The 13,653-nt window shown below is 65.1% G+C and carries 15 protein-coding genes; 1 reads left to right on the forward strand and 14 read right to left on the reverse strand.

Features of this window, described 5'->3' with window-relative positions:
* Positions 1–11 precede the first annotated feature (11 nt).
* The 5 genes from ON27_RS09125 to ON27_RS09140 form a co-directional block, all read right to left on the reverse strand.
* A complete protein-coding gene (locus ON27_RS09125) occupies positions 12–386 on the reverse strand; it encodes a hypothetical protein (protein ID WP_043722428.1) in 375 nt (124 codons plus the stop codon).
* Positions 387–401: 15 nt separating this feature from the next.
* Positions 402–944 carry a DUF3558 domain-containing protein gene (locus ON27_RS41185; protein WP_157227134.1) on the reverse strand — a complete coding sequence of 181 codons (543 nt, stop codon included), beginning with the start codon at positions 942–944 and terminating at the stop codon, positions 402–404.
* Positions 945–1,094: 150 nt separating this feature from the next.
* Positions 1,095–1,604: a hypothetical protein gene (locus ON27_RS09130; RefSeq protein ID WP_051046376.1), complete on the reverse strand. Its 510-nt coding sequence runs from the start codon at positions 1,602–1,604 to the stop codon at positions 1,095–1,097.
* Between the two features lie 108 nt (positions 1,605–1,712).
* Positions 1,713–1,922: a hypothetical protein gene (locus ON27_RS09135; protein WP_043722430.1), complete on the reverse strand. Its 210-nt coding sequence runs from the start codon at positions 1,920–1,922 to the stop codon at positions 1,713–1,715.
* Positions 1,919–2,113: a hypothetical protein gene (locus ON27_RS09140; protein ID WP_157227135.1), complete on the reverse strand. Its 195-nt coding sequence runs from the start codon at positions 2,111–2,113 to the stop codon at positions 1,919–1,921. The genes ON27_RS09135 and ON27_RS09140 overlap by 4 nt, the downstream gene beginning before the upstream one ends.
* A 300-nt stretch (positions 2,114–2,413) precedes the next feature.
* Here ON27_RS09140 and ON27_RS09145 point away from each other — a divergent pair, with 300 nt between their 5' ends.
* Positions 2,414–3,631 carry a helix-turn-helix domain-containing protein gene (locus ON27_RS09145; RefSeq protein WP_218002972.1) on the forward strand — a complete coding sequence of 406 codons (1,218 nt, stop codon included), beginning with the start codon at positions 2,414–2,416 and terminating at the stop codon, positions 3,629–3,631.
* 665 nt (positions 3,632–4,296) lie between these two features.
* On the opposite strand, the gene ON27_RS09150 is transcribed toward ON27_RS09145, so the two are convergent.
* The 9 genes from ON27_RS09150 to sucB all read right to left on the reverse strand — a co-directional run.
* Positions 4,297–4,878 carry a transglycosylase SLT domain-containing protein gene (locus ON27_RS09150; protein ID WP_043722437.1) on the reverse strand — a complete coding sequence of 194 codons (582 nt, stop codon included), beginning with the start codon at positions 4,876–4,878 and terminating at the stop codon, positions 4,297–4,299.
* A 337-nt stretch (positions 4,879–5,215) separates the two neighbouring features.
* Entirely contained in the window at positions 5,216–5,734 is a 519-nt protein-coding gene (locus ON27_RS42770) for a hypothetical protein (protein WP_157227136.1), read from the reverse strand.
* A 168-nt stretch (positions 5,735–5,902) separates the two neighbouring features.
* Complete coding sequence (locus tag ON27_RS09155) at positions 5,903–7,138, reverse strand: type II toxin-antitoxin system HipA family toxin (protein WP_043722440.1); 1,236 nt, start codon at positions 7,136–7,138, stop codon at positions 5,903–5,905.
* Positions 7,131–8,867 carry a DUF262 domain-containing protein gene (locus tag ON27_RS09160; RefSeq protein WP_157227137.1) on the reverse strand — a complete coding sequence of 579 codons (1,737 nt, stop codon included), beginning with the start codon at positions 8,865–8,867 and terminating at the stop codon, positions 7,131–7,133. Before ON27_RS09160 ends, ON27_RS09155 begins: the two co-directional genes overlap by 8 nt.
* A gap of 266 nt (positions 8,868–9,133) precedes the next feature.
* Entirely contained in the window at positions 9,134–10,174 is a 1,041-nt protein-coding gene (gene lipA, locus ON27_RS09165) for a lipoyl synthase (RefSeq protein ID WP_043722446.1), read from the reverse strand.
* Between the two features lie 71 nt (positions 10,175–10,245).
* Positions 10,246–11,007, reverse strand: a complete 762-nt coding sequence (gene lipB, locus ON27_RS09170) for a lipoyl(octanoyl) transferase LipB (protein WP_043722450.1) — start codon at positions 11,005–11,007, stop codon at positions 10,246–10,248.
* Between the two features lie 462 nt (positions 11,008–11,469).
* On the reverse strand, positions 11,470–12,006 hold the full coding sequence (locus ON27_RS09175) for a GNAT family N-acetyltransferase (protein ID WP_043722453.1): 537 nt from the start codon (positions 12,004–12,006) through the stop codon (positions 11,470–11,472).
* Positions 12,003–12,911, reverse strand: coding sequence for a TIGR01777 family oxidoreductase (locus ON27_RS09180; RefSeq protein ID WP_043722456.1), 909 nt, complete (start codon positions 12,909–12,911; stop codon positions 12,003–12,005). Before ON27_RS09180 ends, ON27_RS09175 begins: the two co-directional genes overlap by 4 nt.
* A gap of 19 nt (positions 12,912–12,930) precedes the next feature.
* Positions 12,931–13,653: 2-oxoglutarate dehydrogenase, E2 component, dihydrolipoamide succinyltransferase (sucB, locus tag ON27_RS09185; protein WP_043722458.1), on the reverse strand; the 723-nt coding region annotated here is incomplete at its 5' end.

Below are 13,653 nucleotides of genomic sequence, written 5' to 3' on the forward strand. Positions count from 1 at the left end.
TTATCCCCCGGTCAGTTCAGCAGATTGCTCGTATCTTGCGCATTGGAGTCGTCCTGTGCGCCGATGCGATCCACGGAAATCTGGATCGTATCACGCATCAGGGTCAGTACCTCGATGTGCTCTTTGAGGGCGGAGTCCACATCGCCTTCACCTCCGATTGCCTTGGCGCCCAGCATGTTCGCCAGCTCGTCGGAGCAGTCGAAGCGGCCGAGGCCGGTTACCTTGCTCACCCACTGCAGGTCGTCGCGAAGCTGGTTGTAGAGGTCGATCTGACGGTTGCACGCGTCACGGCCTGCCTGTGCGACTGACTGATCGAGATACAGCCGACCTGCTTCGGCCTCGCCAGCGAGATACCGCCACCGTGTTAAGTCTTCGCCCAATGCCACTTGCTGCCCCTCTGCTCAGCGTGGAAAAGTCGGTACAAGAATTACCGCCGCAGCCCGCGCACGCGAACACGGCTCCGCAGGATTCTTTGCTGACGCGCGATTGGAAATCGTCACTCCGTACGATCCAGAGTTCGCAGGAAAGATCAGATCGCAAAGCTCGTTGAACCGGTCGGATGTTCTGCGATGCTGGACACCATCGCGCCCGGCGATCGAGATGTCGGAGAAGTCGATGTTGTCCGGCTTAGCCTTGAAAACATCGACTGTGTGAATCGTCGTGGACACTCCGAGGTTGAAATCATCGTTGTTCCACGAACACACCTTCCATCCGGGCTCCTCGACGCCCGCAACCCCCGACCTTTTGGTGTCCGGTCGGACGCCGATTTGCTGCAACGTGCTGTTCGGCACCTGCGTGCACGGATCCCACAGCGCGGCCGTGGCCGCCGACGTGTCGACGGTCGGGCTGGGCGTGGCAGTCCCGTTCGTGCCCGATTCGCACCCCGAAGCGACCAGCACCACCCCAGCGAGCGCCGCAACCGTCGCCGTCGTCCGTTGTCCCACCGAAGCCTCCCGATCCGGGCCGTTGAAGTCGTCCCTGAAGTCTATGACGCACTCAGGGGGCCTCCGGTTCCATCGGATTCGGTTGTGCGGATCAGGAACATCGGGCCCTTGCATCGGCCATCGACCGGGAGCGCAGCTCGGTGATCGCTGCTACGAGTGGTGTTGCGGCCGGTCAGGTCCCTGAAAACCTGGGTGATGGTGCGGTGCTCGGTCCGCGCAGATGATTATCGACTGCACGACGGTGCTGACGTGTGGCCGGAACGCGTCGCGTGGTGTGACGACCCACCAGCGGTATCCGGTCCGTTCGTCAGCGGGGGAGGGTAGCAGTATCTCGCCGCCGTCGGGGACGATCGTCGCGCGGGCGCGCAGTAGCGCGATGAAGATGTCGCTGTCGTTGGCGAGCTGCTGGGCCTCGTCGGGACGGACGAGGATCGTCCAGCGGCCGGAGCCGTGTGCGATGACTGGGCCGAGCAGGTATTGCTTGGCGAGGTCACTGTGGACCACTCTGCCGAGTTGTTCGGGTACCGTGACCGCGCCTACATCTCCTGCGCGCAGAGTGATTCGTCGGGTTTCCTCGTGGACGTAACACGGGAGCCCGTAGACGTGCCGGTAGCGCTGGCAGCGGGTGAGTGTCGGGTCGGCGGCGGGATCTGTATTCATGGCCGCTCCGTCAGAACTGGTCGGGAACGACTCGGCTCTGTTCGGGGGTAGCGGATTGCACCGATGAACTCTCCGTTCGGATTCGGAAGATGGATGGCGGGGAAGCATTCAGTCCCACAGCCGCGCGCAGGGGAGGTGCGGGAGGTCGTCGTCCAGGTTGTCGTCGATAGTCACGGTGATGTCCGGGAACCGTTGTGCCAGTGCGCGTGCGACGCTTTCGGCCTGTTCGGCGCTCGCCTGGTAGTCCAGGCGCAGCGGGCCGGTTTCGATTTGGATATGGCGGTGCCGGTCCGGAGGCTCTGGGGCAGTTGGCTTCACTGCGGCCTGCTCGGGTCCGGCACCATTCGTCCGCTGTCGATCAGCACCTGTCGTGCCGCCGCCTTGCGAGCGCAATGTTTCGCGCGGCAGGCCACATGAATCTGCATCACGTCATGGGCCTGGGCGATGCTGAACGGCAACATCGGTGCTTTGTGGGCGGCTGCGTCACACAGGGCGATGAGTTGGTACATGGCGAGGGAATGCGGGGACACGGGAAACCTCTCTGCTTCGAGGATCGGCCGGTGCCCGGTACCGGGGGCTCTCGCCACCGGTCCGCCACTCTGGCCGACCGGTGCGCCGCAGACAGTCCGGCGTCGGCCCGGTACCGGGCACCTGCGGCGAACGTAAGCGCGGCATTCGGCCAAGTGGGAGCGCGGATTTCGGTTTCCGTTCCGACTATGCGAGGAGCCGTATATCCTGCGCAGGCACCCGTTTCTGGGGTGAATGCTCAGGGGGACAACAATCGACAATCGGGGGGCTGAGCCATGTACATGACGACCGGTGAAGTGATCCGGCGAATCCGTAAATCGGTCGGCATGACCCAGACCGAGCTGGGCGCACTGATCAATTTCTCCCAGCCTGCCGTCTCGCACCTCGAGCGCGGCGGCCCCGCCTCCCATGATGTTCGCGTTCTTCGGCTCGTAGCCCGTGCGCTTCAGGTTCCGCTTGCCATACTGGTAGTGGAGTCGGACCGGGAGGCAGATGTGGACCGTCGCAACTTCTTCAAAGCAGGGGCATCAGTAAGCGCGGGGGCTGCCATGATGTCGGTTTCCGCCCCAGCGAACGCCGTTTCGGCGTCCGGCGGGAGAGTCGGCGCGAGCGACGTGGAAGCCATCATCGACAGCGTGAACCAGATCCACGAACTCGATCTGGTGGTCGGCGGCGACCGATTGTGCCGGGTGGCGGCCAATCAAGTCCGCTATGCCGAGCAGCTTTTGGACCATGGCAGTTACACCGAGACGGTCGGTCGGGCGCTCACCAGCGCCGCCGCCGAGATGATGACCGCCTCCGGGTGGGTGCACTACGACGCCGGGCGGCTGAACGATGCGCGGCGGTACTACGCGGACGCGGCGAACGCCGCCAATGCGGCAGGCGACGGGATCGCTGCGGCGCATGCGCTGGGGAACGCCAGCTGTCTGATGGCGAGTCGCCCCGCAGACGACGCGAAGGGGAACCCTCTGGCCGTGCAATACGCACAAGCTGGGGCGCGGGCATCCCTCCGTGACGGTGGTCCGAAACTGCGTGCCTTGATGGCGATCAGGGAAGCCGAGGCGCATGGGGTTCGCAGGGACAAGGCGGCGATGACGGCGGCGATCAGCCGGGCTCACCGCGCGTACGAGTCGACTCGTGGGCACGACCCGGATTGGGTTTATCTGCCGGAGGCCGAATTCGTCGGTGGCATCGGCTGGGCGCAGATGCGGCTCGGCGAGCACTCCCAGGCGACCTCTAACCTGCAAGCCGCGATCGAAAGTTCATCGGCATGGCCCAGGGAGCGCGCCGCATGGCAGGTCCATCTCGCGGAGAATTTCACTATGTCCGGTGATGTCGCACAAGCATGCTCACTGCTTGCCGACAACTACGACACCATCGCCGGGCTCGCGTCCACGCGCCTGCACCAGCGCATCGATGCCATCGCCAACCTGGTTCGCACGCATGCCGCGGTTCCAGAGGTACGGGAATTCCTGGGCAGACGCGCCGCGCAGGTCTAGCCTGCGCGAAGTAGAAGGATGCTCCGTCATCCGGATCGGCGAGCACCCGGTTCCTGCGGTACCGGGTGCGTGGCTCGCTTCGCCGTCGAGGCTTTGCGGCGACAGCACGAAACCCTTCTCCGCACCAACAAGCGCTTCGCCGAAGACAGCGGAAGGTGCCAGGCAGTCACGTCGATGCGAACGCCGAACGTCGAGCTCGGGAGCAGCTTTGGCAATGCCCGGACGTCCAATTGATCCGTATGCGTTCGTCAGCATCGGCGGCTCGGGGAATCGCGATCAAGACTCGCCGCATTCCAATCTGAATCGAAGGCGGGTCTTGGCGAGCTGCGCCGTCGTCCGTCCGGACCCGCTGGCCCTCGAGTGGGCGACCGCTCTTGCCCTGCGTTCCCTTCAGTGCCCTCGGAAGCCAGCCCCATGTGCTCGCTTTCGTTCGCCGTGCTGGGTTCGGCGAGATCGTCGCCGCTGCGTCGATCAACCGCCGCACGCTTTTCACGCCCCTATGGAGACCCCGAGTCGGTGTCCTGGACCGCGATTATCAATGTGCTGCTGGCCGATGGTGGTGTCGCAGGGCAGTGGCCGATCGAGGTGTACTCGAGTCGCCGGGAAACGGCAGCGCCTCCGCGTCGAGAAGACGGGAGGCGCTTGCTCGGATTCGAGTTCAGGACTCAGTAGGCCCCGTTGACGTTGTCCATCGAGCCGTACCGGTGGGCCGCGTAGTTGCAGGCGGCGGTGATGTTGGCGACCGGGTCCCAGATGTCGAAGGGGGTGCCGTCGACGTGGTAGGCGTTGAAGGTCGGGTCGATCACCTGGAGCAGGCCCTTGGAGGGGGTGCCCTTGGCGGCGTTGGAGTCCGACAGGTTGATGGCCCGGGGATTGCCGCCGGATTCGCGCATGATGTTGCGGTGGATGCCCTCGTAGCTACCCGGAATGTGGCGGGCGCGCATGATGTCCAGCGATTGGCGAATCCAGCCGTCGAGATTGTCCTCGTAGACCGGGGGCGGCGCGGGCAGGAAGCCGGGTGCGGGCAGCGCGGGCAGCGGAGGCAGTTCGGGCAGTCCGGGCAGCGCGAAGGCCGGGGCATCGATCGGCGCGGCGGCGGCGACCGGCTGGGGCGCGGACGGAACGCTGTCATCCGCCAAGGCCACCCCGGAGGATGCGCCGATGGCGATGACGCCGAGGGCGGCAACCACGAAGGCGCCGTTGCGGAATGACAGATGACGGAAAACGGAGTGGCGTGCGTCAGGCATGGCGAAATCAGTTCCTCGATCGTGCAGCGATTCAGCCGCAAGCGGCAGCGGGTATCGACGACGGGCATCCGGCAGGGAAGGTCGCCCGTCCGAGCTCATGTACTGTTTTCGGATTTTGTTGTGAAGCCAGGGCGACGAATTCCTGGCGGCGCGACGCGGTGAGCTACCCGGGTTCGATGCCCGTGGGGTGCCGCTGTCATGCGGGGAGAATCCGGTAGCGGTCTAGGCCACTGATTTCTCAGGTCTCTCCGACCCGGATCTCAGCTTGATCACGGCGGGTGAACGCACGGCAAACAGGCAGTTAATGAACAATATCTGCGATCTTGAAATCGCCTGATCAGCGGCGTATCCATGCTGTCTGATCAGGTAGTTTGGCGACAAACATGATCTGCATCACATGAACGAATTTCGGTAACGAAATGCAACATGGCTGCGACTCGGCCGCTGGAAAACTCGGTCGAATCGGTGCGAGCTCCGACGAGCCGGTCAAGGTATCGGCAATTCCTTTGATTGCCCGAGCGACGTCGATGTCGATGAATAAAACTCGATCTCGCCAGTGCCCTGCTATGGCCGGGGCGGAGAGAGCAGCGAGATCCGCAGAGTAAGCGGAAACCCATTGCCGCTTCGGGTTATACGGAGTGGCCGGATCGAGGGCGGTAGTGCCGGAGATGGCCGACGCCGACGCAGCGGCCCCAGATCGGAGTCGGTAGACGGACGGCGGTCGTGACGAGGGCGTTGTCGGATCGGGGTCGGCATGGCCCGCGATGCCGGAGCGAAAGAGCGCGGCGCCTTCGATGAGCTCCGTGAAGAGGAGACCTTCGTGCGGCAGACCGCTTCGGGCGCTCGGTGCTGTCATAATCCGGGTACCTCCGTCTACGACGGAGGTCGAAGGTTGTACTGCTCCTTGTCGAGAGCCGACAACGACCGTCTGTCTCCGATGGGCGGACAGTTGTTCTGGGGGTCATCGCGGCAGCTCCGTAAGGATTGAGCACTCAGCGGTAGACTGCCACAGCGCTTTGGATGTTCAGCGGCTGCGGGTCAACGAGATCGTTCTCGCGACTATCGATGCTTCAACGCAATCACGCACCGCCGCAATACCTTCCAGTTCAGCAGCGAAACTCGGCCAGTGCTGACGAACACGGTCGATGGTTTCCAGCGCGGTTGCCGAAAGGTTCTCCGAACTGCGTAGCTTTCGAGCGAGGCGATCGAAGTGATAAACGCGCATCGCATCAAAGCGTTTGTTACCCGCAAACTTCAGGCCGAGGTCCTCGGGGCCATCGCCAATGCCGTATGCCTCGGTCGACATGATGTCATAGGCCGGTGAGAGCGTGGGTACTCGTTTGTCCCGGTAGATCAGTGACCAGTTCTTCAGGTGTGCGTCGCCATTGCCGATGAGGACGAAAAAAACAAGCCGCCGCACGAACTCGTGCAGGGCCGCCGTATCGCGGCCTCGGTAGGCCAGCGAGGCGACGGTCTCGAAGTTCCCTTCGTATTTGTTGATTGGATAAACTGCCCGGACCTGGGCAAAATCCTCGATATGGACTAGCCGCCGATCGGCGTCGCGGTCGAAACGCCTGACTGCGTACGCATACTCCTCGTTGCTCGGCCATACACCTGCGGGAACTCCGGCGATATCGTCTCGATGCACCAGAGCGACCTCCGGAACATCGATGCCGACGGCGTCCGCGAACCGCATCATCGCGTACTCGTTACGCGGGACATCTGAGAATCTGGTGTCGGGCAGTTTGAGGATCCAGTCGCCCCCTTCGCCGGTGGCAGTGCATGTGAAACGCCTACCATCTCGCAGCGTCGAGAACTTGAGGCCAACTCCGGCCAGCGAAAACTTCCATGGCTGATGCTCGCGCACCATTGGACCCGTCGATACGGCGGCAGATTCCAGTACGGCCGCGACATCGGGCACAGTGTGGAATTCAGCTGAGAGCACGCGCACCGCGCCGGGAAGATCATGACCGACTTGCGCCAAGAGTTCCATTTCGCGCTCCGGTGCGACATCGCGCTCCGCCGCGATCCACTCACGCATCACTCCCTCAGGCAGAAGATTCGAAAACCACTGTGGTAATCGCAGATTCGCCGCAAACCGGGCACGAGGATCCTCTTCGAAACGAAGTCCGAGGACCGGACGATCGGCATCGGCAAGATACTCGTCGGTGAATTCGAACCAGGTGTAGTTGTCGTGGCAATACAGCCAGCCAATCCGCTGGTCGTGTAGCCAGACCGCGTGCCGGGCCGTCTCATTCATCGAGTTCCCAGTCTGTGTCATCGAGCATCGAGTCCTCAGTTTCGAGGTCGTCGACGACGAGATGATCGAGTGGCGGGGTGTCCTCGAATCCGATTTCCATGCGCTGAGTCAGGAAGTTCCTGACGGCAAGGGCGAGGGTTTCCTCGCGCCGACGGACGAATTCTCGAGCTCGACCATCCTTCAGTAGGGAGGCGACATCGGGAGCAATGGAATGCGACTCGAGGGTGAGTGCCCAATCCGACTCGTCTACGTAGATCGGGCGCGTCGCGAGGATCTCCGGAATCTCTGACGGTGCTGCTTCCAGCCCGGGCACCAGCAGCCAGCGCGCTGCCGAGTCCTTTTTGAGTGCCGCGGCGACTCGTCGCGAGACGACCGCAGTAAGCGCGGGCCGCGGTGTCTGGGCTTCGCCGAGTGCCTCGACGAGATCGTTGCGGTCGAGGCGCTGCCCATCACGCAAAGATCGCGGGTGCCGCTCCCACATTGCGCACGCGATGATCTTGCCACTGGCGTGATTGGTGCGGAACTGGTGCACATCAGGCCAGCTGATCCGGTCGGGAGGGATCGAATCGAGCAGTCCGGTGAGCGTTGCATCCAGGTCGTTCGGCTCCACTTTCGCGCACAGCGCCCGCGTGGTGCCAGTCGAACCACCGGGGAACAGAGCGGTTCCGGCCGCGGCCGCCCGCCAGTACCAACGACGCAACAGTTGGGTCTGTCTACTGTCCAATTCGGAGTGGTGGCCGAAGACCCGGGTCAGCACCACGAGCAGGTGCCGATACGGCAGAAACGCGAAATGCGGCGTATCGGCGTACCGCTGCAGAAAGCCAACGGTGCGATCCAGAGCTTCTTGGGTCCGAAGGTAGGCCTCGTCGGCGTCTTCGCCAGGAAACTCCCCGGTACGCCGGTCATCGAACTCCGTGCGCATTTCGCGCGTGACGTCACGGCCACGTCGCGCGAGGATTGCGCTGAATATCGTATTGCCGTCCACGGTGCCGAAGCCGAGGTCGGTGCTGATGTGCCCGATGATGTCCTCGATCGCCGTGGAGGTCTTTCGGCCGGAATCGACGGTTGTCGGATGCAGGGCGGTAAACACCTCAGCGCGAGTAAGCCGCTTACCGTAGCTGTTCAGCCGATCGAAGATATCGCGCAGGACGGATTCATCTTGTGTCTCGACCACCGAGGCTGGGATCTTGAACTGACGAATTTTTTTGGCCGCAGCGGTCGCGACGTCGAAGTACTGCATCGCATCGGGAGAATCACGGAACCATGCCATGAGATTCTTCAGATCGAAAAGTGTGGGCAGTGGGATGGTATGCGGTTTGGCACCTGACGTTGGAACAATCTGACCCGACACCGGATCGAAACTTAGCGCGAACCGGTCGTCGTGCAGCGACTCCGAAGATAGTGCATTGGCCAACGTCGCCACTCGCTGCTGGCCGTCGACCACCCACAGTGCGTTATCCATCGCCGGTGCGTTGATCCGCAAAGCGCCCACTGTAATCGGGGCCGCTTCCGCCGGGCGTGACCACAAGAGCAGACTACCCAATGGGTAGCCGCGCATGATGCTGTCGAACAGCCGCCGGGCATCCTCGATTCCCCACCGGAAGGGACGCTGGAATTCAGGAATCCTGACCTTCCCGTCGCGGACCATCGCGACGATCTCCTCCACCTCGAACACCCGCGCAGTCGGCGTCGTGCCCAGACTGGTGCTCATTGCCAGCTTCTCCTTCACCCCTGTGATCGTCTGTCTCTCGCACCTGACGGTGGTGCAGCGAGAGAACAATCGGCACCGAGACAGGCGTACACCAAACTATCAAGCCCAGGCGACAGCGACCGCCGAATAACGGAGGGGCGAGCCTGGCGCGATCGCATCTGGTATTTCGTACGTGCGGTTCTGCTTCGGCGCGGATAACAACCTGACGGTTCTCACAAGTGTGCCCAGGAGACCGATTCCACCGCGCCCGCTGGACAATCGCCAGCGGCGCTGTGGGCGTTCGGTCAGCTCCCGAAGCGGGCCAGCACGGAGCTGGCTTCCTGAGAGGCGGTCCCTTCCTCGGCAAGGTGCGCCATTTCCGGGGCGATCTCGCGGCCGTGGTGGGCCATCGCCTGGGCGTACAGCCGTCCGGCCCGGTAGGAGGAGCGGACCAGCGGGCCTGCCATCACACCGGCGAAGCCCATTTCCTCGGCCGCTTTGGAGTGCTCGACGAACTCCTCCGGCTTCACCCAGCGGTCGACCGGGTGGTGGCGCGGGGACGGGCGCAGGTACTGGGTGATGGTGAGGATGTCGCAGCCCGCGTCGTGCAGGTCGCGCATGGCCTGGGTGACTTCCTCCGGCGTCTCGCCCATGCCGAGGATGAGGTTGGACTTGGTGACCAGGCCGGCTTCGCGGGCGGCGGTCAGGACCGCGAGGGAGCGCTCGTAGCGGAAGGCCGGGCGGATGCGCTTGAAGATGCGCGGAACCGTTTCGAGGTTGTGCGCCAGCACCTCCGGGCGCGAGGAGAAGACCTCGGCGAGCTGATCGGGGTCGGCGTTGAAGTCGGGGATCAGCAGTTCGACGCCCGTGTGCGGGTTCGAACGCTTGATGGCGCGGACGGTTTCGGCGTAGAGCCAGGCGCCGCCGTCTTCCAGGTCGTCGCGGGCGACGCCGGTGATGGTGGAGTAGCGCAGGCCCATCGCCTGGACGCTCTCGGCGACGCGGCGGGGCTCGTCCCGGTCGAGAGCGGCGGGCTTGCCCGTGTCGATCTGGCAGAAATCGCAGCGGCGGGTGCACTGCTCGCCGCCGATCAGGAAGGTGGCCTCGCGGTCTTCCCAGCATTCGAAGATGTTGGGGCAGCCCGCTTCCTCACAGACGGTGTGCAGGCCCTCGCGCTTCACCAAGCCTTTGAGTTCGGAGTACTCGGGGCCCATGGTGGCGCGGGTGCGGATCCATTTGGGCTTGCGCTCGATCGGGGTTTCCGCGTTGCGGGCTTCGATGCGCAAGAGTTTGCGGCCGTTCGCGGCACGAGCGTCGGGCCCGGAGGAGGTAGCCTGCGTAGCCACGGCGGGACCTGGGAGTGTCGCAGCAGGTTCGGCTGCGGACGAGCTGTGTGGTGTCGGGGTGTCGACTGAGGTCACTTGATCGACCTTACGCCGTCGTGATCGGACGCTGCGGGGGTGGTGTCGCCAGGGGTGACACGGGGAATAGCGTGCTCGGTGACCGGAAGCTCGCCGTCCAGCGCGCGGATGACGGCGTCGGCCACCAGCGGCTTCATCTCGGCGACGGTCACTTCACGGCCGAGTTCGCGGGTCAGCGTGGTGACGCCCGCGTCGCGGATGCCGCACGGGACGATGGCCTGGAACCCGTCCATGGCGGCGTTGCAGTTGAACGAGACGCCGTGCAGGGCAACGCCGCGCTGCACGCGCACGCCGATCGCGGCGATCTTGCGTTCGGCGTAGAACTCGGTGGCGGGCAGCCAGACGCCGGAGCGGCCCTCGACGCGGCCGCAGACCAGGCCGAGCTCGATGCAGACCGTGATCAACGCCTCCTCGAGGCGGCGCACGTAGTCGACGACGTCGACCGGCTCGGCGAGCCGCACGATGGGGTAGCCGACCAGTTGGCCGGGACCGTGCCAGGTGATCTTGCCGCCGCGGTCCACCTGCACCACCGGGCTGCCGTCGATCGGCAGGTCGTCGGTCTCGGTGCGGCGGCCCGCCGTGTACACCGAGGGGTGCTCGAGCAGCAGCAGATGATCCGATCCGTTGCCCTCGGCGCGCTGCTCGGCGATGCTGCGCTGCAGCTCCCAAGCGGCGTGGTAGTCGATGAGCCCGAGATCCTCGACCACGATCGGGGTCGGGTCGAATCGAGCGGACGCGGTGGTGCGCGGGTTGGTCACAGCGATGACGGTACGCCCACCGGGGCAGCCCGTTCCAGCACCTCGATGTGCGAATCCGCACAGACAGATCGGATAGCCAAGGGGAGAGCTGGAAGGTTGCGGGGCTGTCGGCCTCGAGCACGGTGCAGCGTCCGGGTCGCTGTGTCGGATGGTGTTGCCCGGGATGCGAGGGTGGTCATGCGGGTCCCCGTCGCGTCGGCGAACGAAGAGTGCCTTGAAAGACGCATCGGATTCCCGTACTCCGAGCTGTGGACTGGCGGCGTCGAAGAATGCTCTTACTCGACCGGAGTGCCGCCCGACCCGCCTAGCGTCACGTGCTGAAATACACATCGCCTCTGATACGCCTCGAGCCCGCGAAGATCAGAGCAACCGAACTCCGCGCATCCGAGTACGGCGCAGACCCGCGTAGCGCCTCCGACCCTCCGATGTCGCCGCGACCGGGACGTGGTCCGAGAAGACGGTTCAGTCGACGTCGACCGGCAAGGTCAGTTGCATGAGGGTCAGATCCATCCAACGACCGAACTTGTGTCCTACCTCGGGCAGGACGCCGACGGTGCGGAAGCCGAAGCGCTCGTGCAGCACGATCGAACCGGTGTTGCCGGATTCGATGGCGGCGATCATCGCGTGCACGGTGCCCGCTCGGCGGGCACGGTCGATCAGTTCGGTGAGCAGTGCGGTGGCGATGCCGCGCCGATGGAAGCGTTCGTCGACGTAGACGGAGTTCTCCACCGTGTAGCGGTAGCCCGATTTGGTGCGCCAGGGGCCGTAGCTCGCGTAACCGGCGAGTTCGCTGCCGATCTCGGCGACCAGCACGGGCAGCCCCCCGCCTGTGCGGGCCCGGAACCAGCCGAGACGCTCCTCCAAGCCGACCCGTTCGGTGTCCCAGATCGCGGTCGAGGTGGCGATATTCGCGTTGTGGATGTCCAGGATCGCCGGGAGGTCATCGTGAGTCGCGTCCCGGATGACGGTGGCGGGCCTGGTGTCGAGTCGGTCGGTCATCGAGCCTCTCCGGGGCGTCCCACCGCGGCGGCCAGCGCGGAGCCGATGGTGGGATGGTGGAACTGGTAGCCCGCCTCCTCGAGGGCCGTGGGAATCGCTCTCGGTCCGCGCAGGATCGCCTCCTGCGCCATCTCGCCGACCAACGCGCGCAGCGCGAACGCCGGAACCACGAGCGGAGTGGGGCGATTCAGGGCACGGCCCAGCGCGCGACTGAACTCGGCGTTGGTGACCGGCGCGGGGCCCACCACGTTGACCGGGCCGGACACCGTGTCGTCGGTGAGCGCGAAGACGATCGCGCCGACCTCGTCGGCCAGCGAAATCCACGGCGTGTACTGGCGGCCGTTACCCAGCCGACCGCCCAATCCGAGCGCGTACAGCGGGTGCAGCATGCCGAGCATGCCTCCGGCGCGGGAGAGCACCACGGCGCTGCGCAACAACACGGTGCGCACCCCGGCGGCCGTGGCGGGCTCGGTGGCCTTCTCCCAGTCCCGGCACAAGGTGGCCAGGAAACTCGTACCGGCCGGGGCGGTTTCGTCCACCACCCGGTCGCCGGTGTCACCGCCGTAGTAGTGCACACCGCTGGCGTTGAGCAGCACGGGCACGCCCGCGGCGGCGACCGCGCCCGCCAGCACGTCGGTCGGCGTGATCCGGCTGTCGCGCAGCTCCTGTTTGAAACTGCCGGTCCAGCGGCGGCGGCCGACGCTCGCACCGCACAGGTTGACCACGGCGTCGGCGCCGCGAAGCGCCCGCTCGTCCAAGTGGGCGCGCACCGGGTTCCAAGCGAATTCGTCCGGGCCTGCCGCTTTTCTGCGCACCAGCCGGGCGACCTCGTGCCCGTCGCGGCGCAGAGCCGCGACGAGCGCCGTCCCGATCAACCCGGACGAGCCGGCGATCACGACCTTCATACGTGCCGCGGGACCTTCCTCACAAGCCGAGATCGGCCTCGAACGCCGCCTCCTCGAGGCGGTGCCGGATCGTGGTCAGGAAACGACCGGCGTCGGCGCCGTCGATCAGGCGGTGATCGTAGGTCAGCGGCAGGTAGCACATCGAGCGGACGCCGATGGACTCGTTGCCGGTCTCGTCGGTCACCACCACCGGGCGCTTGACGATCGCGCCCGTGCCGAGCATGGCCGCCTGCGGCGGAACCAGGATCGGGGTGTCGAACAGCGCGCCCTGGCTGCCGATGTTGGTGATGGTGAAGGTGCCGCCGGCCAGCTCGTCGGGCTTGAGGCCGCCGTTGCGGGCGCGATCGGCGATGTCGGCGATGGCGCGGGCCAGACCGGCCAGCGAGAGGTCGCTGGCGTTGTGGATCACCGGGGACAGCAGGCCCTGCTCGGTGTCGACGGCGATGCCGAGGTGCACCGAGGCGTGGTAGGTGATCTCCTTGCTGGACTCGTCGTAGCTGGCGTTGACGTTCGGGTGCACGCCCAGCGCCTCGACGACGGCCTTGGCGAAGAACGGCAGGAACGTCAGGTTGACGCCCTCGCGCTCCTTGAACGTCGACTTGGCCTGCTTGCGCAGCGCGGCGATCTTGGTGACGTCGGCCTCGTGCACCTGCGTCAGCTGCGCGGTGGTCTGCAGCGACTCGCGGGTCTTGGTCGCGGTGATCTGGCGGATGCGGTTGGCCTTCTGCACCGTGCCGACCAG

The sequence above is a fragment of the Nocardia asiatica NBRC 100129 genome, from assembly GCF_000308415.1.
Lineage (GTDB): Bacteria > Actinomycetota > Actinomycetes > Mycobacteriales > Mycobacteriaceae > Nocardia > Nocardia asiatica.

Coding starts and splice junctions, on each gene's coding strand:
- ON27_RS09150 (WP_043722437.1), bottom strand. CDS start 4,878: ATGCCTGACGCACGCCACTCCGTTTTCCGTCATCTGTCATTCCGCAAC.
- ON27_RS09155 (WP_043722440.1), bottom strand. CDS start 7,138: ATGAATGAGACGGCCCGGCACGCGGTCTGGCTACACGACCAGCGGATT.
- ON27_RS09140 (WP_157227135.1), bottom strand. CDS start 2,113: ATGTACCAACTCATCGCCCTGTGTGACGCAGCCGCCCACAAAGCACCG.
- ON27_RS09175 (WP_043722453.1), bottom strand. CDS start 12,006: ATGACCGACCGACTCGACACCAGGCCCGCCACCGTCATCCGGGACGCG.
- ON27_RS09180 (WP_043722456.1), bottom strand. CDS start 12,911: ATGAAGGTCGTGATCGCCGGCTCGTCCGGGTTGATCGGGACGGCGCTC.
- ON27_RS42770 (WP_157227136.1), bottom strand. CDS start 5,734: ATGACAGCACCGAGCGCCCGAAGCGGTCTGCCGCACGAAGGTCTCCTC.
- ON27_RS09145 (WP_218002972.1), top strand. CDS start 2,414: ATGACGACCGGTGAAGTGATCCGGCGAATCCGTAAATCGGTCGGCATG.
- ON27_RS09130 (WP_051046376.1), bottom strand. CDS start 1,604: ATGAATACAGATCCCGCCGCCGACCCGACACTCACCCGCTGCCAGCGC.